The organism is Sphingomonas sp. 179-A 2A2 NHS, from assembly GCF_045371305.1.
Taxonomy (GTDB): Bacteria; Pseudomonadota; Alphaproteobacteria; order Sphingomonadales; family Sphingomonadaceae; genus Sphingomonas.
In genome coordinates this window covers 263,385-288,066 of the sequence record NZ_JBIQDE010000005.1, presented here as the reverse complement: position 1 = coordinate 288,066, position 24,682 = coordinate 263,385, and the positions used below count along the sequence as shown (strand labels likewise).

Annotated in this window: 24 protein-coding genes, 1 tRNA gene and 1 riboswitch; of the genes, 8 read left to right on the top strand and 17 right to left on the bottom strand. The window is 65.7% G+C overall.

The features are described from left to right. Nucleotides 1-12: 12 nt before the first annotated feature. Nucleotides 13-555 carry an RNA 2',3'-cyclic phosphodiesterase gene (thpR, locus tag ACH0AE_RS13300; RefSeq protein ID WP_406875791.1) on the bottom strand — a complete coding sequence of 181 codons (543 nt, stop codon included), beginning with the start codon at nt 553-555 and terminating at the stop codon, nt 13-15. A gap of 119 nt (nt 556-674) precedes the next feature. Here thpR and ACH0AE_RS13295 point away from each other — a divergent pair, with 119 nt between their 5' ends. The 4 genes from ACH0AE_RS13295 (at nt 675) to ACH0AE_RS13280 (ending at nt 3,305) form a co-directional block, all read left to right on the top strand. Next, complete coding sequence (locus tag ACH0AE_RS13295) at nt 675-1,421, top strand: Bax inhibitor-1/YccA family protein (RefSeq protein WP_294442154.1); 747 nt, start codon at nt 675-677, stop codon at nt 1,419-1,421. An 84-nt stretch (nt 1,422-1,505) separates the two neighbouring features. Next, a complete protein-coding gene (locus ACH0AE_RS13290; protein WP_294442155.1) occupies nt 1,506-2,327 on the top strand; it encodes a transglutaminase family protein in 822 nt (273 codons plus the stop codon). 25 nt (nt 2,328-2,352) lie between these two features. After that, the gene (locus tag ACH0AE_RS13285; protein ID WP_406875790.1) at nt 2,353-2,571 is read left to right on the top strand and encodes a hypothetical protein; all 219 of its coding nucleotides are present in this window, start codon (nt 2,353-2,355) and stop codon (nt 2,569-2,571) included. Between the two features lie 182 nt (nt 2,572-2,753). After that, nucleotides 2,754-3,305 (top strand): hypothetical protein, encoded by a 552-nt coding sequence (locus ACH0AE_RS13280; protein ID WP_294442157.1) that lies wholly within the window; start codon nt 2,754-2,756, stop codon nt 3,303-3,305. Between the two features lie 15 nt (nt 3,306-3,320). Here ACH0AE_RS13280 and ACH0AE_RS13275 read toward each other — a convergent pair whose 3' ends face one another. The 12 genes from ACH0AE_RS13275 to ACH0AE_RS13220 form a co-directional block, all read right to left on the bottom strand. Continuing rightward, the gene (locus tag ACH0AE_RS13275; protein ID WP_294442158.1) at nt 3,321-4,073 is read right to left on the bottom strand and encodes an extensin family protein; all 753 of its coding nucleotides are present in this window, start codon (nt 4,071-4,073) and stop codon (nt 3,321-3,323) included. Then, nucleotides 4,073-4,831, bottom strand: coding sequence for an NUDIX domain-containing protein (locus ACH0AE_RS13270; RefSeq protein ID WP_294442159.1), 759 nt, complete (start codon nt 4,829-4,831; stop codon nt 4,073-4,075). Before ACH0AE_RS13270 ends, ACH0AE_RS13275 begins: the two co-directional genes overlap by 1 nt. Nucleotides 4,832-5,503: 672 nt before the next feature. Next, nucleotides 5,504-6,298, bottom strand: a complete 795-nt coding sequence (cobS, locus tag ACH0AE_RS13265) for an adenosylcobinamide-GDP ribazoletransferase (protein WP_294442160.1) — start codon at nt 6,296-6,298, stop codon at nt 5,504-5,506. Nucleotide 6,299: 1 nt separating this feature from the next. Next, nucleotides 6,300-7,319 carry a nicotinate-nucleotide--dimethylbenzimidazole phosphoribosyltransferase gene (cobT, locus tag ACH0AE_RS13260; protein WP_294442162.1) on the bottom strand — a complete coding sequence of 340 codons (1,020 nt, stop codon included), beginning with the start codon at nt 7,317-7,319 and terminating at the stop codon, nt 6,300-6,302. Continuing rightward, on the bottom strand, nt 7,316-8,776 hold the full coding sequence (locus tag ACH0AE_RS13255) for a cobyric acid synthase (protein WP_294442163.1): 1,461 nt from the start codon (nt 8,774-8,776) through the stop codon (nt 7,316-7,318). The genes cobT and ACH0AE_RS13255 overlap by 4 nt, the downstream gene beginning before the upstream one ends. After that, nucleotides 8,764-9,675, bottom strand: coding sequence for an adenosylcobinamide-phosphate synthase CbiB (cbiB, locus tag ACH0AE_RS13250; protein ID WP_294442164.1), 912 nt, complete (start codon nt 9,673-9,675; stop codon nt 8,764-8,766). The genes ACH0AE_RS13255 and cbiB overlap by 13 nt, the downstream gene beginning before the upstream one ends. Beyond that, the gene (locus ACH0AE_RS13245; protein ID WP_294442165.1) at nt 9,672-10,442 is read right to left on the bottom strand and encodes an ABC transporter ATP-binding protein; all 771 of its coding nucleotides are present in this window, start codon (nt 10,440-10,442) and stop codon (nt 9,672-9,674) included. Before ACH0AE_RS13245 ends, cbiB begins: the two co-directional genes overlap by 4 nt. Further along, entirely contained in the window at nt 10,439-11,401 is a 963-nt protein-coding gene (locus ACH0AE_RS13240) for an iron ABC transporter permease (protein ID WP_294442167.1), read from the bottom strand. The genes ACH0AE_RS13245 and ACH0AE_RS13240 overlap by 4 nt, the downstream gene beginning before the upstream one ends. After that, a complete protein-coding gene (locus ACH0AE_RS13235; RefSeq protein ID WP_294442168.1) occupies nt 11,398-12,222 on the bottom strand; it encodes an ABC transporter substrate-binding protein in 825 nt (274 codons plus the stop codon). The genes ACH0AE_RS13240 and ACH0AE_RS13235 overlap by 4 nt, the downstream gene beginning before the upstream one ends. Continuing rightward, nucleotides 12,219-12,830: a cob(I)yrinic acid a,c-diamide adenosyltransferase gene (gene cobO / locus ACH0AE_RS13230; protein WP_294442169.1), complete on the bottom strand. Its 612-nt coding sequence runs from the start codon at nt 12,828-12,830 to the stop codon at nt 12,219-12,221. The genes ACH0AE_RS13235 and cobO overlap by 4 nt, the downstream gene beginning before the upstream one ends. After that, on the bottom strand, nt 12,827-13,567 hold the full coding sequence (locus ACH0AE_RS13225; protein ID WP_294442170.1) for an aminotransferase class I/II-fold pyridoxal phosphate-dependent enzyme: 741 nt from the start codon (nt 13,565-13,567) through the stop codon (nt 12,827-12,829). The genes cobO and ACH0AE_RS13225 overlap by 4 nt, the downstream gene beginning before the upstream one ends. Before the next feature lie 885 nt (nt 13,568-14,452). After that, nucleotides 14,453-14,656: riboswitch (cobalamin riboswitch) on the bottom strand. A 1,002-nt stretch (nt 14,657-15,658) separates the two neighbouring features. Then, nucleotides 15,659-15,734: transfer RNA gene (locus ACH0AE_RS13220), tRNA-Ala, on the bottom strand. 232 nt (nt 15,735-15,966) lie between these two features. Here ACH0AE_RS13220 and ACH0AE_RS13215 point away from each other — a divergent pair. Both ACH0AE_RS13215 and ACH0AE_RS13210 read left to right on the top strand, forming a co-directional pair. After that, nucleotides 15,967-17,124, top strand: coding sequence for a DUF2171 domain-containing protein (locus ACH0AE_RS13215; RefSeq protein ID WP_294442171.1), 1,158 nt, complete (start codon nt 15,967-15,969; stop codon nt 17,122-17,124). A 133-nt stretch (nt 17,125-17,257) separates the two neighbouring features. Next, on the top strand, nt 17,258-18,244 hold the full coding sequence (locus tag ACH0AE_RS13210) for an NADP-dependent oxidoreductase (RefSeq protein ID WP_294442172.1): 987 nt from the start codon (nt 17,258-17,260) through the stop codon (nt 18,242-18,244). A gap of 45 nt (nt 18,245-18,289) precedes the next feature. Here ACH0AE_RS13210 and ACH0AE_RS13205 read toward each other — a convergent pair whose 3' ends face one another. After that, nucleotides 18,290-19,192, bottom strand: coding sequence for a neutral zinc metallopeptidase (locus ACH0AE_RS13205; protein WP_294442173.1), 903 nt, complete (start codon nt 19,190-19,192; stop codon nt 18,290-18,292). A gap of 175 nt (nt 19,193-19,367) precedes the next feature. On the opposite strand from ACH0AE_RS13205, the gene ACH0AE_RS13200 reads away from it, so the two are divergent. Then, nucleotides 19,368-20,153 carry a 3-hydroxybutyrate dehydrogenase gene (locus tag ACH0AE_RS13200; protein WP_294442174.1) on the top strand — a complete coding sequence of 262 codons (786 nt, stop codon included), beginning with the start codon at nt 19,368-19,370 and terminating at the stop codon, nt 20,151-20,153. A 205-nt stretch (nt 20,154-20,358) separates the two neighbouring features. Here the strand turns inward: ACH0AE_RS13200 and ACH0AE_RS13195 are convergent, their stop codons facing one another. The 3 genes from ACH0AE_RS13195 to ACH0AE_RS13185 all read right to left on the bottom strand — a co-directional run bounded on the left by ACH0AE_RS13195 (nt 20,359) and on the right by ACH0AE_RS13185 (nt 23,115). Then, nucleotides 20,359-21,159, bottom strand: a complete 801-nt coding sequence (locus tag ACH0AE_RS13195; RefSeq protein WP_294442175.1) for a hypothetical protein — start codon at nt 21,157-21,159, stop codon at nt 20,359-20,361. A 136-nt stretch (nt 21,160-21,295) separates the two neighbouring features. Beyond that, complete coding sequence (locus ACH0AE_RS13190; RefSeq protein WP_046409305.1) at nt 21,296-22,891, bottom strand: isocitrate lyase; 1,596 nt, start codon at nt 22,889-22,891, stop codon at nt 21,296-21,298. Nucleotides 22,892-22,959: 68 nt separating this feature from the next. Beyond that, entirely contained in the window at nt 22,960-23,115 is a 156-nt protein-coding gene (locus ACH0AE_RS13185) for a hypothetical protein (RefSeq protein WP_164518819.1), read from the bottom strand. Nucleotides 23,116-23,288: 173 nt separating this feature from the next. On the opposite strand from ACH0AE_RS13185, the gene ACH0AE_RS13180 reads away from it, so the two are divergent. Then, nucleotides 23,289-24,674 carry a short-chain fatty acyl-CoA regulator family protein gene (locus ACH0AE_RS13180; protein ID WP_294442176.1) on the top strand — a complete coding sequence of 462 codons (1,386 nt, stop codon included), beginning with the start codon at nt 23,289-23,291 and terminating at the stop codon, nt 24,672-24,674. Nucleotides 24,675-24,682: the final 8 nt, after the last annotated feature.

The following is a 24,682-nucleotide window of genomic DNA, read 5'->3' as shown; positions in this document are numbered from 1 at the left end:
CGTAACAGAGCTTCAGCCGAGGGGCCAGCGGGCGATCGGTTCATAGTGCGCGCCGTCATGCGCCAGATGGCTTTCATAGAGGATGAGGTGCGTCAGCGGAAAAGGCGCACTGGTGAGGGCCGCGTTGCGAGCGAGCCAGCGCTCCACTTCCAGTTCCGCGGACGCGCCGCGGGCGAGCCGCGCAACGGTTATATGGGGCAGGTAGGCGCGGTGCTCCGGCTGGAGCCCGGCACGGATGATCGCCTGATCGACCTTGCGGTGAAGCGCCGCCAGCGCCTCGTGCGGTGTGGCGGCGGCCCACAATATGGCGGTACGGCCGCGCCGGTCGAACCGGCCCACGCCGGCGAGCGATACCACGGGCTCCGGTGCGTGGATCGTGGCGAGCGCCGCTGCGATATCCTCCGCCACAGGGCGATCGACAGCGCCGATGAAGCGGAGCGTCAGGTGCAGTTGCTCGTCATCCTGCCATCGCGCATCGGCAATGCCGTCCATCGTGTCGAGCAGCGCGTCACGGATGGCCGTTGGCGGGCGCAGTGCGACGAACAAACGGTGCATGGCGGACCCTTCCGCTGTGACGAACTGTTGCTGGCCCGCGCCAAACTTGAAATTTTGGCACTTGCGCGCGATATTCAGGACGTGTCCGGCCCCTTGCCGGACGAAGGAGCGAACTGACAATGGCTAACTGGTCCGACCCCCGTCCGACGGCCACCGCCTTCGGCGCGAGCGTGCCGGGCACGCGTGGGACGACGTATGATGCGGGTCTCCGCAAGTACATGCTTTCCGTTTACAATTACATGGCGTCGGGCGTTCTGCTGACCGGCATCGTGGCGATGTTGTTCGCCAGCGGCGGTCGCGAAAGCCTGGCGGCGCAGGTGTTCCTGACGCCGGGGCCGCTGAAGTACATCATCATGTTCTCGCCGCTGGCGTTCGTGATGGTGCTGAGCTTCGGCATCAACCGCCTGTCCACCGGCACTGCGCAGCTGCTGTTCTGGGCATTTGCAGGCATCATGGGCCTGTCGATGTCGACGATCTTCCTCGTCTATACGGGCAGCTCGATCGCCTCCACCTTCTTCGCCACCGCAGTCGCCTTCCTGTCGCTGAGCATCTACGGCTACACGACGAAGCGTAATTTGCAGGCATTCGGCACGTTCCTGATCATGGGCGTCGTCGGCCTGATCGTCGCGTCGCTGCTGAACCTGTGGATGCAGAGCTCGGCGCTGCAGATGGGCATCAGCGCGATCGGCGTGCTGCTGTTCGCTGGCCTGACCGCCTATGACACGCAGCGCATCAAGGAAATGTATGCGCACGTGGCGGGTACAGACATGATGGGCAAGGCCGTGATCATGGGCGCACTGTCGCTCTATCTGGACTTCATCAACATGTTCCAGTTCCTGCTCTCGTTCCTCGGCAGCCGCGAATAAGCGCGCAGCGAGGACAGGTTCGAGGGGCCCGGCGGATGATCCGCCGGGCCCTTTTCTTTTGGCCATCTCTCAAGGGCAGCGACCATGCGGATCGCCATCGACGTCCACCTCGACTATCGTTTTCCCGAAGTGGCGGACGTGCTGCTGCAGATCGAAGCTGCAGCGATGGCCGACCAGCGTATAGAGGCCGAATCGCTGGTCATCCGATCCGACCATCCAATCCGCGCCGTCTGCGGCGAAGAAGGGATCGGGCAACGCTGCTGGGCGCGCGCGGAGCAGCGGCTGGAGGCGAACTATCACGCCATCGTGCGCGTGGAGCGCCAGCCGATCGATCTCGCGGCGCTGAAGAACGGCCCGGTGCGCGATCTGCCAAGCGACCTGGTGCGCTATCTGTTGCCCAGCCGCTATTGCGAATCCGACCGACTGGAGCATTTCGTGCGCCGCGAATTTGCCGGCCTGAGCGACGGCGCGTTGGCGGTGGCGCTGCTCGACTGGGTCCGCGGTACGATCGAGTATTGCAGCGCTGCGACTGAGCCGCGCGGCACCGCGCTGACCACCTTTGCCGAGCGCCGCGGCGTGTGCCGCGACTATGCCCATCTGCTGGTGGCGCTGGCGCGGGCGGGCGAGATCCCGGCGCGCTGCGTCTCGGCCTACGCACCCGGCGTCGACCCGCCCGATTTTCATGCGGTGGCGGAACTGTGGCTCGACGGGCAATGGCGGCTGGTCGACCCCACCGGCATGGCAACGGCCAACGATCTGGTTCGCGTTGCGGTCGGACGGGATGCGACTGACATTGCGTTCATGACGATCTTCGGCACGGCAACGCTCCGGGCGCAGCGTGTATCGGTGACGCGGCTGGTTGAGGGCGCGGCGCCTAAGGAACAGGTCGCCGTACTGGGCCGTTGAGCTTGCGTTACGAAAGGAGTGGCTCATGCCGACGAACCCAACGCCAGACCAGGATGCGGGCCGCGACAAATCGATTGCCAAGCGGCTCGAAAAGCATCCCGAAAGCAAGGATGCGCAGCTCGACAATGCGCTGGATGAATCAATGGACGCGTCGGACCCGCCGCAGACGACGCAGCCCGGGCGCGATGGTCCGGCGGAATCCTCTGGCTATGACGAAGAGGCGGAGCGGCAACGCGGTGCCTGATTGTTGCGCGCGGGACGCACCTATCAGTAATTTGTGACAATTTAACTCGGCTCGTCGCATCGCATGTTGCGGTGCGGCATCCGGCATGATCCTATTCGAAACAGGCACATCAGCGTCAAGGCGGCTGTCGCCGCCCTGCCGCATGATGCGTCGGTTCGGATGCTCTGGGCGGGGTGGTCGAGATGAGTGCCAAGATGAGGCCGGCCGAAGGTGCCATGACACTGGCCGAGATGAAGGAATTCGCGAGCTTCCCGGGGGCGACGCAGCGTTACATACGCCGCAGCCTGGATATCGGACTGGAGCGGGAGGACGCGATGGAACGCTGGTCCCGCGATCTGGTGGAGGCAGCCAGCATCCGGGCACAAGCGCGGCATTATCAGCGCTTTTCCGACATTCGCGCGATGGTGCCCGACGACAGCGGCCTCGATGCGGTGGAGCCGTTCCTGGCGCCGCTCGTCACGGTGACAGCGTTTGACTTGGGGCAGGGGCGGATCACGACATTCTCCGCCTACCGCTTCCTGTACGAGCGGCTGATCGGCGCGGCCGTGCGGCCGTGGCTGCCGGGCGCCTTCTGTGCTGCGGCGGCGCTGCCGCACCTTCACCCTGAGTTGCGCCGCAAGTTGCTGCAATCGATCAGCGAGGCAGCGGCGACAGCATCGGGATGGTCGGCACGGCAGCCGGCGTTCTTCCCGCACTGGGTGGAGAAGGTCGAGGCCGGCGCGCTGCCGCACTGAGGGGCGCGATGAGGCCTAGCGGCAGGAGCGCCAACCCACCGCGCCGCGATCCGCCTGATCAAGGTGCAGGTGATCGCGGTGCGCCGCATTATAGTCGGGCGACAGGACGGTGGCAAAGACGCCGCAGGCGCCATCCCGCACATCGCGCAGGAACCGGGCGCGCGGGCCATCCTTCTTCCAGTCGTCGAGCAGCGAGATGCGGGTTCCGTCCGCCAGGCGGAAGGCGGCGATGTCGACGGCATCGGCAGTGGCGTGCTGGCTGAAATCGCCTTGGCTACGGCCATAGAGGCGGCGGCAATTGTAGCTGCCGAGATGCTCGATGCGGGAGACCCGCATGCGGAAATGGCGTTCGGCGGCGGGCTGGACGACTTCCCATTGCCACAGTGCGAGCGCGGCCGCGACCGGACAAGCGACGCCCAGGTTCGCCGGGCTGAACGGCGTGATCCGCGGTTCCTCCGCTGCGAAGCGCACGCCGTCGGTATAGCCGCAGTTCGGGCCGTCGCGCCGTTCGGGAAGCACGGTATAGCTGACGCCGGCGCGATCGAGCAGTGCCTGGCAGCGGGGGAGATCCTGACTGAGCGCGACGAGCTTGCGCCCGGTGAACATGCCGATCGGCTGCGCGAGGTCTAGCGGCGCCCAGGGCGTGTCCTGAGGATGCCGGACCAGCCAGCTGTAGCCGAGCAGCGCGAGCACCGCCGCGACGGCCAGCGCGACGATCACGCGAAGCGTGCGACGGACGCGCCGGGCCGCGCGATCACGCCGGCGCATCAGCCTCGCATGGCGCTGGAGATCGCCTCTGCCGCAACGGGATAGCCAGCATCGTCCGGAATGCAGAGATAATCCTGGCCGTCGCGGGTTTCCGGCCACGGGGTGATCGTCTTGACCGGAGTGGCATGGGCGTGCGCCACCGTCTCGGCGTAGCTGCCGAACTGCGCCAATCGTTCGAGGTTGCGCCGTGTCGGGAAGATCACCTCGAGCTTGCCGGCATCGGCATCGTCAAGCACTTGCTGGGCGGTGGACCACACCAGTCGTACGTTCTCCGTATGGTCGACGCTGGCATGCGGCGCATCCTTCGGCAATTCAGCAAGGTAGAAGCGGGTGTCGAAGATCCGCATGTGCGCATGAGCCGGACGCCAGCGCGCCCAGGGCGTGAGCAGATCAAGATCGAGCCTTGCACCGGCGGCGGCGAGTGCCTCGGCGAACGGCTTGCTGTCGTGAAGCGCGGCGCGCATCTCGGCTAGCGCGTCTGCCGTTGGCATCTCAGCGAGACCGACCGGTAGGCCCGCCTCCTCGATCGTCTCGCGCACCGCCGCGATGCGTGCGGCCGTCTCATCATCGCCGCCGAGCAGTTCCGCCAGGACATGATCGCCGGGATCGATACGCCCACCCGGGAAAACCATCGCACCGCCAGCGAACACCATCGCCTTGGCGCGCTCGACCATCAGGATCTCGGGCGGCCCATCGCCAGCATCGCGGAAGATGATGAGGGTCGCGGCGGGGATCGGATCGGGCAGCTTATCACTCATACGATCGACTTAAACGACGCTCGGGCAAGAAAGTCACGCGCTACGGCGCGAAATCTGCGGAACATGATGAACGGGCAGCCGAACGCGCGCTATTCCGGGCCGCCATCATGATGAGGATGCGAGGGGAAGGTAGGCGGGTAGAGCCGAAAGCGATCGAACCTCACCTGTGCAGTGCAATCGCAGCGTCAACCCCATTTCGCACGCAAAACTGCACGTTTCAGAAAGCGAATACGCTTCCGAACGATGCTCAAGGCGCAAGTCACGCTACGCGCATGATACGCGGCTGGCTCGAAGTTGGCCCAGCAGGCACGCACAAGAGCGCGACAGTGATGATTTTATTGGCCTTCGGCGGCCGCTACCACCGTTCGACGACCATGACTTCACCATGCACTGGCACATATTTCAACATGGGGTCGATCAGTAGTTGGCAGTTGCATCCGTCCGTGGCGGGCCACGGCGCGCCAGTAGTGTAATGCGCTGACCGTTCATGTCAGAATGGGTGCGGATTCGCGTCGCGCCGGGAGGGCTCATGTGGGTAGCGGGGGAGACGCGAGGTCTTCTGCCAGCCCGCGCGCGGTCGCGAGACGTTTCCGGCTCAGCCCTGCGCCGGAAAACCAAATGCGCTGGCCTGCCCATGCCTCGGCCGGTGGCGCGGAAGCAGGATTGATCGCATCATCCGGCGGCCGCGATGAGGAGCACCGACAGCTGCCCTGCGTAGGTCGCAAAGCCCAGACAGTCTCCCGTGCTGCCGCCGATGCGATCGCGCAGGAATTTCACGATCCACAGGAGGAAGGCCAGCCCGATTGCGGCGCTGAGCAGCAGCACGCCGGGCCGGATCAACGCCAGAGGCACGCAGCCGGGAATGGCCAGCAGAACGCCGCGAACCGCGCACGAGCGTGGGATGCTGCGTCCCATTCGGGTAGCGGTGTCGCCGTCGCTGGAAGGTGGCGGCAGGATCACGTTGAGCAGCACCGCCCATAGACGCCCGATCGTTGCCGCTGCGATGACCGCAGCGACGACAAGGCTGGGGGAGAGCGTCACAAATGCTGCCACGCGCAACCCCAGTGCCAGCGTCAAACCAACAGTGCCATAGCTACCGATGCGACTGTCGCGCATGATGCGAAGCGCGTTCTCACCGCGCGCGGTGCCGCCAAACGCATCGAAGAAGTCCGCGACCGCGTCTTCATGAAAGAAGCCGGTCAGCAACACTTCAACGCCGAGCGATAGCAGCGCGGCAATGATTGCCGGCCAGACCATGCTTGCCACGACAAACACTGCCGCAGAAGTGAGGCCGATCAACGTTCCGACCAGCGGTAACCACGCCATAGCCCGAGCGAGCCCGTCATCGACCTGCTCCCGGCTGAGCTTCGCGAGGACCGGTACCGGAATGCGCGTTAGGAACTGCACGGCAAGCAGCGGCGGCGCCCACGCAGGCGAACGGCTAGTGAAGGGGACGGTGTGCGCCATCTCAGTCTTTACGCGTGACACCGAGGGCGTTTAGCCGTGCGACACCTGTCAGCAGCGCGGCCGCGGCGTCGAGGAGCGGCAATGCGGTGAGCGCACCGCTTCCTTCGCCGAGGCGCATGCCCCATTCGAGGATAGGCGTCAGGCGGAGCGCTGCGAGCGCCGCGGCGTGACCCGGTTCGGCCGACTGATGGCCGGCGATCATCGCGCTCGCGCTGCCCGGTGCAATCCGCTCGGCGATCAGCGCCGCTGCGGTGGTGACATAGCCGTCGAGCAGCAGCGTGGCACCAGCCCTTGCGCCCTGCGCATAAAAGCCGGCCATGGCGGCGATCTCGTAACCTGCAACGGCAGCGATCGCGGCGACCGGGTCATCAGCCAGCAGCGGTCGGGCGTGCTGCAGGGCATCGTTCACGACACGGCGTTTGATGCCCAGCAGCGTATCGTCGCCGCCAGCGCCGCGACCGACCGCATCCGCAGGGGGGACGTCCGCGAGCAATGCAGTGATCGCGGCGGCAGGCGTCGTGTTGCCGATGCCCATTTCGCCAGCGATCAGGACCACTGCGCCGCCGTCGATTGCACGATCGGCTTCTTCACAGCCGACGCGCCAGGCTGCATGAAAATGCTCGGGCTGCATCGCTGGACCGTTCGCCATACTCCTCGTGCCGTCTGCGATGCGAGCGTCGCGGAAGAAGGCGGCTGGACTGACAATGTGCGGGCCGGCAACACCGACGTCGATCAGACGCAAGGCGCAGCCGGTGGCCGCCGCCAAAGCATTGCTTGTCGCTTTGTCTTCCAGGACGGCGCCGACCAGCGCGCGGGTAACATCCGAAGGCCAGGCGGAAACGCCATCGGCGACACAGCCGTGATCGCCCGCAAATAGCGCAATCATGCGCGGTCGAGTCTTAGGCGCGAGCTGTTGCTGGGACGTGGCGAGACGAACGGCGATTTCCTCAAGCCGGCCTAGGCTGCGCTGCGGCTTAGCCAGCGCGTCGAGGTGATCCCAGACGTTGTGCGGTTCGATCATGCGGCAGCGGTTCCGATGGAGATCAGGGCGGGGATGTCGAGCACGCGCTCCAGTGTGCTCGCGATCTCCTCGAGCGCGCTGTCGACAATGTCGTGCTGGGCGATGCCGTGCGACTGAGCGCCAAGCGGCGCGAGAAGCGCGGCACGCGCGGCTGGGTGATCAAACAGGCCATGGATATAACAGCCGGAAATCTGGCCTCCTCGGGTGACTGCGCCATCGATGGTGCCGTCCTCAAACCGCAGCATCGGGAGCGTGCCTGGCTCGACGTGCGTGATGCCAGCATGGATCTCGTAACCGTCGAAGCAGGCCTCGTCGTGTGCGAGCATGCCGGTGATCCGGCGGGTGTGCTTGGCAGCGCTGATGGTGGTGTGAATCGGTAGCAGGTCGAGGCCCTCGACGGTGCCCGACATACCCTCGATCCCGTCTCGATCCGCGATCGTGCGCCCAAGCATCTGGTAACCGCCGCAGATGCCGAGCACGCGGCCGCCGCGGCGCACATGTGCCGCGAGATCGATGTCCCAGCCTTGCGCGCGGAAGAAGGCGAGATCCGCGATAGTCGCCTTGGTGCCCGGCAGGACGACAAGCGCGGCGTCGCCGGGAAGTGGCTGCCCGGGCGGGATCATGCACAGGCGCACACCGGGTTCGGCGGCGAGCGCATCAAAATCATCGAAGTTGGCGATCCGCGATAGCATGGGGATGGCGATCAGAGGACCTGCGCCGCGGTGTCCCGGTTGGTCGAGCGCCACTGCGTCCTCTGCGGGAAGACGTACCGCTGCGGGAAGCCAGGGTACCATTCCGATGCATTGCCAGCCGGTGCTCGCAGCGATCGTTTCGAGGCCAGCGTTAAATAGCGCGGGGTCACCGCGGAACTTGTTGACGATGAAGCCCCGGATCATCGCGGCGTCGCCCGCATCGATCACCCCTTGGGTGCCGACAAGGGATGCAATGACGCCGCCGCGATCGATGTCTCCAACCATCACCACGGGCACGCCGGCGGCGCGGGCGAAACCCATGTTTGCGATGTCGCGGTGGCGCAGGTTGACCTCGGCGGGGGAGCCGGCGCCCTCCACCACGACGATGTCAGCTTCGGCAGACAGGCGATTGTAGGCGTCGAGCACTGCACCCAGCAGCGATGGCCGGCGGGTCCAATGGTCAGCCGCGGAAACGACTCCCACCGGCCTGCCGGCGACGATCAGCTGCGAGGTCCGGTCGCTCTGAGGCTTGAGCAGCACTGGGTTCATGTTGGCCGAGGGCGGAACCCGCGCTGCGATCGCCTGCAGCGCCTGCGCGCGGCCGATCTCGCCGCCGTCATCGGCAACGGCAGCGTTGTTCGACATGTTCTGCGGCTTGAACGGCCGCACCCGATAGCCGCGGTTAGCTAACGCGCGGCATAGCCCGGCGACCAGTACTGATTTGCCCACATCCGAGCCGGTCCCCTGCAGCATCACAGCAGCCATGCGACACCTCCGACCACCAACCACAGGCAGAAGCAGGCGCCGCGGTAGACAGTGAGCGCACGAGCGAGCGAGGCACAATCCGGCATAGCGCCCCCTCCCAGAACAGCACGATCTGCCGGCTCGCCATCATAACTGACCGCGCCGCCCAGCCTGCGGACAAGCACACCAGCCATGGCCGCCTCGGGCCAGCCTCCGTTCGGCGATGCATGCAGGCGAGCGTCACGCGCCATCACGGCCCATCCACCGCGGCCGGCAAGGCAGATCAACGCTCCCGATACGCGCGCTGGGATCCAGTTCATCGCATCATCCGCGCGCGCCGCCGCCCAGCCGAACCAGCGCAGCTGCGGCGTACGGTGGCCGACGAGCGAATCCGCGGTGTTGATCGCCTTCACCGCGAATAGCCCTGGCAGCCCTGCGACGAGGAACCAGAAGGCGGGTGCGACCACCCCATCGCAGAAGCTCTCGGCGAGGCTTTCGATCGCAGCCGTCGCTACGCCCGCCATGTCAACCGTCGCGGTGTCCCGACCAACGATCATTGAGACGGCGGCGCGCGCCGTGTGCAGATCGCCTGCCGCTAGCGGGGCATGCACCGCCGCGACATGGTCGTGCAGGCTGCGCTGCGCGAGTCCCGTGGTCCCGATCGCGATCACCAGCACTGCGCCCAAAGGCCCGTCCGCAGCGCCCTCAACGACCTTGCCCAACGCGACGGACGCGGTGAGCAACACAACAACCAGCGCGACTCCGCCGAGCCGCTGGCGGCGCTGGCTCCCGCGGTTCCATCGCGCCCCCAGCGCACAGATCAACGCGCCGGCGGCCATCACCGGGTGCATCCAGCGCCGCGGGTAGCCGAGTATGGCCTCCGCGACGAGGATCGAGAGAAGGGTGGCAGCGGGGTTCACCGCGCCACCGGCAGGATGAACCGCTGCCCGCGCGGTGTCGTGCCGATCTCGACGGCGACGCGGTAGGTTGCCTCGATCAGTGGCTCGGTCAGCATCGCCTGCGCGGTGCCGGCAGCGACGACCCTCCCTTGACGCAGCAGCACGACATCGTCGGCGATCTGCGCGGCGAGGTGCAGATCGTGCACCACCAGAATGACCCCACGCCCTTGCAAGGCGACGCCGCGCAGCCGCGCGAGCACGTCAAGCTGATGGGCGGGATCGAGGCTGGCGAGCGGTTCGTCGGCCAACAGCCAGTGGGGTTCTCCGGCGAGCACGCGTGCAAGCAGCGCGCGGCTGCGCTCGCCACCTGACAGATGCGCGACGCCGCGATTTGAGAGCGCAGCCATGTCGGCGGCAGCTAGCGCGCGCGCGACGGCAGCGCGGTCAGCGTCGGTTTCGCCCCATCGGCTGCGATGCGGGAAGCGGCCAAGCGCCACCAGCGTCGCGACATCGATATTCCAATGCACGTCGGCGGCCTGGGGCAGCAGGCCGATCGCGCGGGCACGAACGCGGCGGTCGAGCAGGCTCACTTCGTTGCCGTCGAGCCGCGCTGCGCCGCGATCGGGCACACGCAGGGCCGCAAGGCAGGCGAGCAGTGTGCTCTTACCGGCGCCATTGGCGCCAAGCAGCGCGGTCACCCGCCCAGGGCGAAAGGTGAAGCTGACATCGTCAAGGATGATCGTGTCGCCCAATGACAGGCTGATCGCATCGGCAGTGAGCACGCTCATGCAAGTTTCCGCCGCATCGAGATCAGGAGCCAGAGGAAGAATGGCCCGCCGAGCAGCGACATTGCGATTCCAAGCCTCAGCTCGCTGATGGTCGGGGCGATGCGCACCAACGTGTCCGCCAGCGTCAGCAGCAGCGCGCCGCCAAGCGCCGATGGCAGCAGAATTGCTGATGGGCGGTTGCCCGCGAGTGGACGCACGAGATGCGGCACCATCAGCCCCACAAAGCCGATCACCCCGGCCGTGGCGACCGACGCGCCGACCGTGAATGCGACACCGATGATGACCAGTGCCTGCAGCCGCCATGGCGCTATCCCCATCGAGCGGGCGGCCTGCTCGCCGAGCGTCAGTGCATCGAGCGAACGACCCAACGTCGCCAGCACTGCCGCACCAATGAGGATCAGTGGCAGCGCTACCGTCACGTCATCCCAGCTGCGATCGGTAAGCGCGCCCATCAGCCAGGTGACGATCTGTGACGATACGAATGGGGTAGGCGCGAGGCTGATCGCAAGCGCGGTCAACGACCCGGCGATGCTGGTGATGATCATTCCGGCGAGGGTAAACAGGATCAGACTGCCCGAACGTCCTGCAATGGCGGCAAGCAGCACCGTTGTCGCGGCGGCGCCGGCCAGCGCGAAGGCAGGCAGCAACCAGAGCTGAGCTGCGTAGCCGAAGTAGAGCGACAGCACCGCGCCCAGCGCAGCGCCCGAAGATACGCCGAACAGGCCGGGGTCGGCCAGCGGATTACGCAGATATCCTTGCATCACCGCGCCCGACAAGCCGAGTGCCGCGCCTACGAGGATTGCGAGCACTGTGCGCGGCAGGCGCAGCTCAATGATGATGATTGAACGCGGGTCAGCGGCCGTCCAGGCGTCGAGCGGCACCCACACCTTGCCAGCGGCAACCGACAGGGACGCGACGAGCAGCAGCGCGGCGAGCAGCCCTACCGTCGGCCTACTCATGGCGCCACCGCTCGACGGACGTCGCGCATCCGCGCCATCGCTGCGATGATCGTCGGGCCGCCGCAGTTCATCAGGCGGCCTGGGTATGGAGCGACCGTGATCTGCCGGGCGAGGCGCCGGACGGCGGGGTGCGCCGTGACGCGATCCGCGCCCGCATGCGCTGCGCCGATCGACAGGATCACGCGCGGCGGCTGTGCCACCAGATATTCGAGTGGCAGGACATCCCATTTCCTGAGCCCGTAGGTCGTGCTCATGTTGGCGAAGCCAGCGCGGGCGAGAAGGTCGTCGGTCAGCGTGTCAGCGCCAGGCACCAGCCCGCCCGCTTGCCATACGAGCGCAGCTATAGGCTTCACGGCGGCCGGGCGCGCTGCCTCCTCGATCTGCGCGGCCAGCCTGGCACCGCGACCCGGATGGCCTGCAATTCGGGCAATCTCGCGCACTTGCTCCAGGCTTTCCTCGACCGAATCTGGCACCGGATATTGCACCAGCGGGATCTGCATCCGCTTCAGCGCTGCAATGGTCGCAGGCGCAACGTGTGGCCCCGAGATCACCACATCCGGTGCCAGAGCGACGACTTCCTCTGCGGTGCCCGAGGTCGCGCGATAATGGCGCGCCTGGGCGAGCGGCATCGATGTCGCCCGCGGATCGTGCGAATAATGGCTGATCGCGACGATCTGCCACGGCTCGGCAACGTGCATCAGCACCGCGTCGACGCAGGGGTTGATCGACACGATGCGCGGGCCACGAGGCGCGCGCTCGGGAACCGTCGCAGTCGGCAGCGCAAGACCGACGAACGCCAGGATAGAGGCGACGGGGATCAATATTCGACGCCCTTCTGTGCCTTGAAACCCGCTTGATACGGGTGCTTCACCGCGGTGAAGTCGGTGATCAGGTCGGCGATCTCGAGCAGTTCGGGCTTAGCGTTCCGGCCGGTGATGCAAATGTGTTTGGTGAACGGGCGCTGCTTCAGAAACGCAATCACCTCATGGATCGGCAGCGTATCATCGCGCAGCACGATGTTGAGTTCGTCGAGGATCACGAAGTTCACATCCGGATCGAGGATCATCGCCTTCGATCGCTCCCAGGCGGCGCGCGCGGCAGCAATATCGCGCGCGCGATCCTGCGTGTCCCAGGTGAAGCCTTCGCCCATCACCTCGAAGGTGGCCAGTTCGGGATGGGCCTCGAAGAAGGTGCGTTCGCCGGTCTCCCACTTGCCCTTTACATATTGCAGGATCGCGACCTTCATTCCCCAGCCGATGCTGCGGATTGCCATGCCGAACGCAGACGAGGACTTGCCCTTGCCGTCACCCGTGTGAACGATCAGCAAGCCGCGTTCGAGCGTGCGGCGGGCCTGCATTTTCTCTCGAGCAGCAGCAACACGCACCATGCGGGCGTTGTGGCGCGCGTACTCTTCGGTGGTTTCGGTCATCGTTGGAACTCCTCCAGCGCGGTGGCGAGGCGCACGAGCGCAGCGGCATCGCCGGGCAGGCCGATGCGCAGATGATCGGGATAGTTAGTGAACGGGCGTGTGAGGATGGCGCGCTCCGCAAGAGCGACGAACAGCCTTGCAGCGTCGTCGCAGCGGATAAGGCGGAACAATGGAGCACACCCGATGAGCGGCAGACCGGCGTCGGCGAACAGCCGATCGAGCGACGCGCCGGCTTCGCGGATGCGGGCGAGTTGCGCGCATCGCCACGCGGTATCGCGGTAAGCCGCAGTGCCGATCGCGGTGGCGGGCAATGACACAGGCCAATCGCCCAGCAGCGCGCGCAGCGCCACAGTGACGTGCGAGCCGGCGATGACGAAGCCCAGGCGCAAGCCGGGCAGGCCGTAGAACTTGCCGAACGAGCGCAGCACGACCAGCCGATCCGATGCCATTGTGCAGGCGCCGCGATCAGGATCAGCATAGGCCTCGTCCACAACCACCCTGATGCGCTGAGCGAGCGTCGCCAGCGCCTTTGGGTCGCAGATACGTCCATCTGGGTTGGCGGGGCTCGCCAGGGCAAGCAGGTCACAGGTGGTGATTGCTGGGTCGTCGGGAGCTGTGACGGCCTGTGCACCGGGCCAAGCAGCCAAGTGACCGGCATAAGCCGGATGCTGAATGCCCGGGCTCCGCGCGGCGAGAATGCGCGCAAGCAGTCGCATGGCAAGATCGGTGCCCGGCACTGCCACGACATGGTCAGCGGACGGCGCCCCGAAGGCGCGCGCCGCTGCTGCCTCGAGCACGCGAGTCTCGCCCGGTTCGGGCAGGCGGTCAAAGATGAGCGGAAGCTTTCCGGTGGGCCAGGCCCAAGGGGCGATCCCGGTCGACAGGTCAATCCAATCACTACCGCCAAACAGGGCCCGCGCTTCGGCCACGCGCCCGCCATGGGCATGGAAGGTGGCCAGGGCACGTGAGTCGGCCATCGGTTCAGTAGCTCAAGTGCACGCCGCCGAGCGCGACGCGGCCAGACTGTCGAGAGGCGAGCTTTGCGAGGCCACTGGTGCTCTGGCTACCCCGCAGCACCGATCGGGCGCAGCACAATACGTCGATCCGTCGGACATTTCGACCAGCAGGTAGCCGACGTTGATGCCACTGCCCTTCGACGAGGCATCGTTCAGCTTGATCTCGTTGATCAGTGCGGTGACCTAGTCTCTCTGCGCACTGTGGATGTTGCCCTAGGTCTCGCCGGGGCCGTCGTTGCGCGTCAGGATGGCGGCCAGCCATTTGATGCAGCAGGGACGTGGTGCCCGGCTTGCATCTGGTGAGGGGCGCGTTGTTCCGCACAGAGACAGATGCGCCGAAGGTGGGCGCTGAGCTCGCCCGGCAGTTTGCGGTGCCGACCATGTCGGTGTCGCGATCGTCGGGCGGTGCGGTTCGTACGACCGCCGGGGTAACCGTCGCAATGCGCGCTAATCCGGTGAGACAAGCGTGACTTTCCAAGGCGTGTTCCCTCGTTCAACAACGGGGCACGCATCACGGTTCGCCGGATTCAAATGTTCCGCGCGTGCGACCCCAATGACGTCGTCACGCGAGGCAGAACCTCGATCGCCCGGAACACCCCGTCCGCACGAAGGACAACCGCGAGAGGCAGGTCTCCTGGCTTCCGGGTCATCGCCTTGCTCGGCCTTCCCGGATCAAGCTGATCCAGTGGCACGCGAGGAGCAAGGCTCGCCGGTCACAGTTGCGGGGGCAGCTCCAGATCCCGAGCATGATGCTCGCTCCTGGATTCCCTTTTCATTCCATTACTGGAAACCTATCGCGCAGGGATCCCTAATGGTCGGGGGGGCGGAGGGCAAGACACGCGTGAAAGCGCTGTCTTTGTGCGGCGAGCGCTCGGGCAGCTCGTGCCTGGCGCTAGCAAGGACCCAGTGAACTGAGGGCCCTTCCACAATTTCGCTGCCGCCAAGACGCGTGATCGCGAGATGGCTGACAGGATCGCGCGTCATCGGCACGAGCAGGGTTAACGCCAGAACACCATCGAATGCCCGATCGACCAAGGGCAAGCGATCGCGGTGCACACCGAAGAGACAATCATGGTCGATTGTTCGACCCTATGGCTGACTAACCTGAGGCTCGGCGCACATGACATGTGCGGGCGGACGCGCGAGCCAGCCACGGGCATTGAGGCGACGTCGCTGCCGACCGCGATCATTGGCGATGGAGTCAGATTTGGGACGTCCCGATTGTCCGCTGGAGCGCCAGTTTCGCGATGGAGCCGGCCGTTTGAGCCAAGTCGTGGCCGCCGGCACCGTGCTGTCGCTTCAGCGGCTCGAACCGCAGTCGTTTGCGGCGCGTTAAACGGGCTGAACCATCTACTGCCACGTTCATAGTTCTCGGCGAGTACGTGCAGGAATGAACAGAACTCGTGTCGAATGTGGCAAGATCGAGCAAATGCCCGACGACCTCATGTTGTTGACGAGAGCGTCACGCAGCACTGCACCGCGGGACTTCGAATGCGCGACTGTCAGGGTAGCAAAAGCTCACGGAGGTGGTGAGCTTCTGTTCGTCGCGCGCCTTCAAGCGGCCCGCATAATTGCGCAGGCGCTTGTGATTTAGGTAAGGGAGCTCGCCATGGCCTCGCAGTGTTGAGCCGATGCGCCGAAATTACGAATGTTTGTCGCCAGATCATCTCGCCATCGCGATGCGTGAAATTGATGCGTTATGCGACGAGTTGTCGAAGCATACGTGCGCTACCTACGATCAGCGAGTGATGCGCTGCTCGACGAGCGCACAGCACCGTAATGCGAGAAACCGCGGTTTTCTCAGGTGGCGGGTGGTGGAGCCGAGGGGAATCGAACCCCTGACCTCTGCAGTGCGATTGCAGCGCTCTCCCATCTGAGCTACGGCCCCGCCCGGTCCCGGCATAGCCGGGGAGCGCCGCCCTTAGCCGGGTCCGCGGCCCGATGCAACGCCCTGGCGATTTCGCCTTGCGCTCCGTGCTGCGCCAGAGCGCCGCAAGAGAACGGCAGCCGCCCGTTTCGGATCCGCAACGGCAGGAACAACCCTGCCGGCTTGTAGCTTTCTCCCGTATCGCGACCGCTGCAAAGAAGAGCGGCGCCCCCGCATGCAAGGAGTGTCCGACATGGGTTACGAGAGGTATCCGCGCGGCGATTATTACGGCCGCCGGGAACATCAGGACGAACAGCGGAACTATGGCGCGGATCGGGAGACGGATGTCAGTTCGCGCGATTATCTGACTGCCGGTGCGCAGGATCGCGACCACGATTATTGGGGCGGCGAGTTCGACTCCGATCGAGATGGTGGCGGCTTTGGCCGGCGGGACTATGGCTATCGCGGCATGGGCGGCGGGCGCGGCTATGGCGCCCGGGATTATGGCCCGCGCGAGTACGGCCATGAAGGCTATGCGCGGCGTGAGCGCCCGACAGGTGGCTTCGGCGGCGGATACCGCGGCGCGCGGCAGGGCCAATGGCAAGGCGGCGGCGACTATGGCCGCGGCGGCTATCAGGGCGAAGACCGCGGCTTCGGCCGGGATCGCTTCCAGGGCGGCGGCGGATACGGCCCACGCGGCGATCGGTTCGGCGGCCGTGGTGGCTACGGCTCGGGCGAACGCCAGCGCTATGGTGCCGACCGCCAGGTACCGCGCGACTATGATTATGATGACCGGGGCTTCTTTGCCCGGGCCGGCGACGAGGTTCGGTCATGGTTCGGTGACGAGGAAGCGGAGCGCCGGCGCGAGGCGGACATGCGCTACGACGAGCGCGCCTATGCCGATCGCGACTCGGATTACCACAGCTGGCGCCGCAATCAGATCGATGCGCTCGACCGCGACTATAACGAGTATCGCAGCGAGAACCGCAGCAAGTTCGAGCGCGAATTCTCGACGTGGCGCACGGGCCGCCAGGCACAGCGCGATGCACTGACCAAGGTCGAGGAGCATATGGACGTTGTCGGCTCCGACGGCGCGCACGTCGGCACTGTCGACAAGGTCCTCGGGGACCGGATCCTCTTGACCAAGAGCGATGCAGATGCCGGCGGACATCATCACTCGATCCCGTCGCGCTGGATCGAAACGGTCGATACCAAAGTGACGTTGTCCAAGACTGCCGACGAGGCGAAGAGCCACTGGCGCGACGAGGAACGCAACCAGGCTATGTTCGGGGACGAGCCGCGCAGCACTGGCAATGCCGGCACGTCGGGTCGCGATAGCCGCACCGGCACCTCTGACGATGGTGACGCGCAGGGGCGGATGCTGAACCGCAGCTTCCCCGGCACCTATTGAAGATCTGCCGCGGCCCGCCCGCGGCAGGTTTCACCACAAGCAACGGCAGCCCGGGCATTGCCCGGGCTCTTTGCGTCGGCCCGAGTGCTGAGGCATAGCCGGCGATCGAAAACCACCTGTCAGGAGAGAGATTATGCCACGCGCCTGGAGCCTGAAGTCCCGTCCGCAGGGCATGCCGAAGCACAGTGATTTCGAACTGGTTGATGTCGAGGCTCAGCCGCTCGCCGAGGGCGAAGTTCGCATCGCGAACCGCTGGCTGTCGGTGGATCCTTACATGCGGGGACGGATGAACGACGTGAAGAGCTACGTCCCGCCCTTCGCGCTGGGCGAACCGATGCAGGGCGGCGCGATCGGTGAAGTCGTCGAGAGCCGCGCCGCCAGCCGGCCCGTCGGCACCAAGGTGCAGCACATGCTGGGCTGGCGCGACGAGGCGGTGCTGCCGGCCGAGCAAGCACAGAAGCTGCCCGATATCGATGCGCCGGACGAAGCGTTCCTGGGCCAGTTCGGCATGCCGGGAATGACCGCTTATTTCGGGCTGCTCGACGTCGCCCAAGCAAAGGAAGGCGACGTCGTGTTCGTTTCCGCCGCCGCTGGCGCCGTTGGCTCAACGGTGGTGCAAGTCGCCAAGGCCAAGGGCATGACGGTGATCGGTTCTGCCGGCGGCGCGGAGAAGTGCGCCTGGGTGAAGTCGCTCGGTGCGGATGCGGTGATCGATTACAAGGCCGGTGATGTGGTCGCCGCCCTTGCCGAGGCGGCGCCCGAGGGCATCGATGTCTACTTCGACAATGTCGGCGGCGATCATCTGGATGCCGCATTGCTCGCGGCGCGGATGAACGCGCGTTTCGCGATGTGCGGGATGATCGATGTGTACAACGAGGGCCAGGCCCAGTCGCTGAAGTATTTGTTCAAGGTTATCGGCGCCCGGATCATGATCAAGGGCTTCATCGTCAGCGACTATCTGGCGGGCGCGGCCGACTTCTATCGCGACATGGGTGGCTGGCTCGCTGCGGGCAAGCTGAAGCGCGAGGAGACGGTTCACGACGGGCTGGAGAAGATGCCCGACGCCTTCTTGGGTCTGTTCACCGGCGGTAACACCGGGAAGATGCTCGTTCGTCTGTAACATGCGGCGACGTGCCGGGCGGCGAGCGCCCGGCATGCGCTCCGATCAGATCGGCCCGCTGAAGGTGTCGCACACGGCCGGGTCACCACTTTCGAGCCCACGGCGCAGCCACGCCTGACGCTGTGCCGAGGTACCGTGGGTGAAGCTTTCTGGCTGGACGCGGCCTTGCGCCTCGCGCTGCAGCTTGTCGTCGCCGATCGCGGCCGCGGCGGTCATGCCTTCCTCGATGTCGCCAGGCTCGAGCCGGTTGCGGTTCTGTGCGGCCCAGACGCCAGCGTAACAATCCGCCTGCAGCTCGAGACGTACGGACAGCGCATTACCTTCGGCTTCGCTGGCGCGGGCCTGGGCGCGGCGGACCTGATCGGACTGGCCGGTTAGCGTCTGGATGTGATGGCCGAATTCGTGCGCCACGACGTAATATTGTGCGAAGTCACCTGCCGCGCGGAAGCGGTTGGCAAGCTCGTCAAAAAAGCTGGTGTCGATGTAGATGCCTTGATCGGACGGGCAGTAGAACGGCCCCATTGCGGACATTGCCGCGCCGCACCCCGATTGCCCGCGGCCGCTAAAGAAGACGAGCTTTGGTGCCTGGAACTGCGCGCCGGAGCGGGCGAACAACTGCTCCCAGGTGTTTTCGGCCGACGAGAAGGCGTTGCAGGTTGCGCGCGTCTCCGCATCAACGGAGCAGGCCGCCTGGGCGCCCGTGCCGCCAGCCGTACGCTCCGTACGCGTTGGGGCGGTGCTGGTGCCACCTGTGAACAGGCCGCCGAGATTGCCGAGCCCGCCGAAAAGCGCGAAGATGATGAGCACCACGACAATGCCGCCGCAGCCGAAGCGGCTGCCGATCATCGGTAACAGCCCGAGCAGCAGTCCGCCGCCACCGCCGCCGCCGAAGCTCTGGCCGCGCTGATCCTCGACACGAATGTCGGGATCGAAATCGTCGAGCCGCATCGCGCTTACCCCTTTGTTACTGACCCGGCATGAATGCGCGAAGGCGAAGTGCGGTTGCAAGCCGGCCGGCTTGATCGGCCGTGTTGCCGAGCGCATGACGAACGCGATTTCTTTCCGGCCGCCCGGCGGCCTTCGGTCGCGCCGTCAGACGCGCGCGCATAACGGGAGACACTCGATGTTCCTCAAGGGCAAGACGGCGCTGGTGACCGGTTCCACCTCCGGTATCGGCCTTGCTTATGCCAAGGCGTTTGCGGCCGAAGGCGCGGCGGTGATGATCAATGGCTTTGGCGACGCGGAGGCGATCGAGAAGGAGCGGGCGGCGCTGGCCGAGGCGAGTGGCGCGGAAGCGTTGTATGATGCTGCCGACATGACCCAGCCGGAGGCGATCGCTGCGATGATCGCGCGCTGCCACGCCGAGCTTGGTGGGCCCGATATCGTCGTCAACAACGCCGGCATCCAGTTCGTCTCGCCAATTGCGGATTTCCCGAACGAGAAATGGGATGCGATTCTGGCGATCAACCTCACCAGCGCTTTTCACGTGATGAAGGCGGCGGTGCCGTACATGCGGCAGAGGAAATGGGGACGGATCATCTCGACCGCGTCGGCGCACAGCCTGGTCGCCAGCCCCAACAAGTCCGCCTATGTCGCGGCGAAGCACGGCCTTGTCGGACTGACCAAGACGGTGGCGCTGGAAACCGCGACCGACGGGATCACGGTGAATTGCATCTCACCCGGTTATGTATGGACGCCGCTGGTGGAAAATCAGATTCCCGATACGATGAAGGCACGCGGCATGACGCGCGAACAAGTGATCAACGACGTGTTGCTGTCGGCGCAACCAACGAAGCAATTCGTAACCCCCGAGCAGGTTGCGGCCTTCGCCTTGTTCCTGTGCCGTGACGAGGCGGCGGCGATCACGGGCGCGAACCTGTCGGCGGATGGGGGATGGACGGCGGCTTGATCAGAACCAACCTCTAATGAGATTGGGGCGAAGAGTGCGGAATTGGGGAGGCAGCGGTCGCGTGAATGTCCGCGGCGGCGCCTAGCGGTTCCGCCGCCCCGGCCGCTGAAAATCGTTTGGACTGGTGCCGCCGAAGCCTGTGTTTGTACCGACACTCGTTATTGTTAATCGGATGCCGGCGAGTTGAGAGACGCCGCCGCTGTCGTCAACTCACCGGGGCGGGCGCTTGGGCTGATTGCGGCGCCGGCAGGGGTGTGTTGACCGGGGATGCCGCCGCAGGGCCCATAACCCGCGGTATGCTACCGGCGGCAGGCAAGCGGGTGGCGGGGGATTGCACCTCTAACGACGCCAGATACTCCTTTCCATGCCGGTCGATCAGCGTGACCTCCGCTGCGTTTGCCTTCGCCACCGCCTTCAGGAAGGAACGCGGCCTTTTCATCAGATGGGGAAAATCTAGCGTGACCAACCCCGCGCGCCGCGCCGCCTCCTGCGTGAAATGCACGCAATTGCGCGTGTTCATGCGATAGGTTCCGTCGCCCTTCTTGTCGTCCCACTCATCCACAAGCCGCAGGATGGCGGCATATTGCGCGTCGGTGAGGACGAGGGAGAATTGCGCATCGCTCGCCTCCATATAGCTGCGCTTGGCGACGTCGATCCCCCCCGGTACCGGACCGAACAGGATTGCCGGGGTCACCGCTTTGGCCGTGAAGCCGTAATTGAGGTCGACCGGCTCGCCACCCGCCTCTGGCGTGCCCCGCAGCGTGAAGAAGGCGTGGGGGAAATGATTGCCGAACTCATGGCTCCAGAAGGTGATGACCACCTGGGCGTGGGCCGGCAGTGCTGCGAGCGAGAGCAGCAGGGCGAGGGCGGCGGCAGCGACGCGCTTCATGCCGCTGAGTGTGTCATTCCCCCGGTCGTTGCTCAAGCGGGAAGCGTGCCAGTCACCTCTCCATCGCCATAACTTGGCGCAGAGCGAGACGCGGAAATGCCCGCCGGTGACGAGCACCGACGGGCATCCTTCCTCCCCAGGAACTTGGTTGCCGGGTGCCGGCGCGGGGGAGCCGCGCCGTCGGTCGGTGCCTGAGCGGCACCGCCGGCCGGGCCTGCGCGTCTTGGCGGCAGCATCGCTGCCGCCATGCGCATCAGGCTGCGAACTGGTTCATCGTGTTGTGGACGCCGCCGGCCTTCAGCGCGGCCTCGCCGGCGAAATATTCCTTGTGATCGTCGCCGATGTCGCTGCCTGACATGTTCTGGTGCTTCACGCAGGCGATCCCTTCGCGGATTTCCTTCCGCTGCACGCCCTTGACGTAGCCGAGCATCCCCGCCTCGCCGAAATACTCCTTGGCGAGATTGTCGGTCGACAGCGCCGCGGTGTGATAGGTCGGCAGCGTGATGAGGTGGTGGAAGATGCCGGCCCGCGCCGCCGCATCCTTCTGGAAGGTGCGGATCCGCTCGTCGGCCTCTGCCGCCAGATCGCTGTCGTCATAATCGACGCTCATCAGCTTCGCCCGGTCATAGGCGGAGACATCCTTGCCGGCCTCGACCCAGGCGTCGAACACCTGCTGGCGGAAGTTCAGCGTCCAGTTGAAGCTGGGGCTGTTGTTATAGACCAGCTTCGCATTGGGAACGACTTCGCGGATGCGATCGACCATCGACGCGATCTGCTCGATGTGCGGCTTCTCCGTCTCGATCCACAACAGGTCGGCGCCATTCTGCAGCGACGTGATGCAATCCAGCACGCAGCGGTCGGCACCGGTCCCTTCGCGGAACTGGAACAGGTTCGACGGCAGGCGCTTCGGACGCATCAGCTTGCCGTCACGCTCGATCACGACATCGCCGCGCAGCGTCGACAGGTCGGTGACTTCCTCGCAATCGAGGAAGGCATTGTACTGGTCGCCGATGTCGCCCTTCTCCTTCGAGAAGGCGATCTGCTTGGTGAGGCCGGCGCCGAGCGAGTCGGTGCGGGTCACGATGATGCCGTCATCGACGCCAAGCTCGAGAAAGGCGTAGCGGCAGGCGCGGACCTTCGCGAGGAAGTCCTCGTGCGGCACGGTGACCTTGCCGTCCTGGTGGCCGCACTGCTTTTCGTCCGACACCTGGTTCTCGATCTGGAGCGCGCAGGCGCCCGCCTCGATCATCTTCTTGGCGAGGAGATACGTCGCCTCGGCATTGCCGAAGCCGGCGTCGATGTCGGCGATGATCGGCACGACATGCGTCTCGTAATTGTCGATCGCCTGCGTCAGCCGCTGCGCCTCAATCTCGTTGCCCGTCTCGCGTGCCTTGTCGAGATCGCGGAACATCATGCCCAGTTCGCGGGCATCGGCCTGCTTCAGGAAGGTGTAGAGTTCCTCGATCAGCGCGGGAACGCTGGTCTTTTCGTGCATCGACTGGTCGGGCAGTGGGCCGAACTCGCTGCGCAGCGCGGCGACCATCCAGCCGGAGAGGTACAGATACCGCCCCTTGGTGGTGCCGAAATGCTTCTTGATCGAAATGAGCTTCTGCTGGCCGATGAAGCCGTGCCAGCAACCCAGCGACTGGGTGTAATTCGCAGGATCGGCGTCATAGGCGGCCATGTCGCGGCGCATGATGCCGGCGGTGTAGCGCGCGATGTCGAGCCCGGTGCGGAACCGGTTCTGCAGCCGCATCCGCGCCACGGATTCAGCGTCGATCCCGTCCCACGTGCCATTGTAGCTGGCAACGAGCTGGCCGATCTGACTGGTCTGTTCCTGGTAGGTCATCATTGTTCCTGTCGCGGATGGTGGCACGCGGGACCGGTCCCGCACGATTGGATCAGGCGAGTGATCGGTCAGCCGAGGCGGCCGAGGCGGTGGTACAGGTTGGAGAATTTGGCCGAGCGGGGTTCGTCGGCGATCTTCTTGATATACTCGCCGATGGCTTCCTTCATGAGGCCGAAGTCCTCGGTCGAGAAAACGGCGCGGCTGCGCTGCGGGGTAGCGTCCATGGTCGTTCCTCCTGTGTGAATGCTTACAACTGCGATTATAAGAACAGCATGGAGCGGGTATTCACAACGCGGCACTCTGGTGATTCGGTGTCATCGGGTCGGACAAGCGGCGGTCATCATCTGTGTTGCTGTAAAGAATTGACACGCTAACGCCGCTCCGTCAGCGTGGCGGCATGGCAGAGCGAAAGTTGATGGCGGGGCATGTGGTGCGGCGGCTGCGGCGGCAGCAGGCGCTGAGCCAGGCGGCGATGGCCGAGATGCTGGCGATCAGTCCCAGCTACCTCAATCTGGTGGAGCGCAATCAGCGCCCGGTATCAGCGACCCTGCTGGTGAAACTGGCGGAGACGTTCGATTTCGATCCGCGCGCGTTGACCGCGGCCGAGCCGGGCGGTGGGCGGGACGCAATGCGGCGGCGGCTCGCCGACCCGATGTTCGCCGACCTGGAGATCGATCGCAACGAGCTGGAGGAATGGCTGGCCGCGGCGCCCGGCGGGGCGGAGGCATTCGCGCGTGCGTTCGATCGCATGGGGCAGGGGGCCGCCACCGCCGTCGCGAGTGATGATCCGGTAGCCTTGGTACGGCGGGAGATCGGCCGGTGGCGCAACCATTTCCCCGATCTGGACGCAGCGGCGGAGGCGCTGGCCGACGAACTCCGCCTCGGGGCTGGCGACCTCTACGGCGCAATGTCGGAGCGGCTGCGGGTGAAGCACAGCCTCGCTATCCGCATCCTCCCGGTCGATGTGATGCCCGACGTGCTGCGGCGGCTGGACCTTCACGCGCGCCAACTTCAGCTGTCCGAACTGCTCGATCCGTCGAGCCGCACCTTTGCCGCGGCGTTCCAGCTGGCGCTGATCGAGTCTCGGGCTGAGATCGACGCGCTGGTGGCGGGCGCCGGCTTTGGCCAGATCGCCGCCGATCGCCTGTTCCGCCGTCATCTCGCCAGCTATTTCGCCGCAGCGGTGATGATGCCCTATGCCCGCTTCCTGCGCGCCTGCGAGGCGACGGGTTACGACATCGAGCTGCTGCAGCGCCGCTTTGGTGCCGGGTTCGAGCATGTCGCACACCGGTTGACGACGCTTCAGCGGGTCGGCGCGCGGGGGCTGCCCTTCTTCATGATCCGCGTCGACCGGGCGGGGCAGTCATCGAAACGCTATGCCGGGGCGAGCGGCGCGGCGCTGGTCGAGGCGGAGGGGCGCTGCCCCTTGTGGCATTTGCACCATGCGTTCGATCGGCCGGGGCACCTCGCGGTTCAGTTGGTCGAACTGGAGGATGGCGAGCGCTGGCTTACGATGGCGCGCACGGTGACGCCGCAGGGGCAGCGATACGGACTGGTTTCGGCCGAATTTGCGGTCGGCATCGGTGTGGCGGCGGAACATGCCGGGACGCTGGCGGTCGCTCGCGGCTTCGACCTTGCCGGCGTGGCGATGCCGATCGGGCTGGGGTGCCGCCAGTGTTTCCGCCAGGAATGTCCGCAGCGTGCCGCCGCGCCGGCGGGCCGCGCGCTGACCATCAACGAGCGCGAGCGGCGGATCACCGCGCTGACCTTTGCCGGGGATTGATCGGCGGC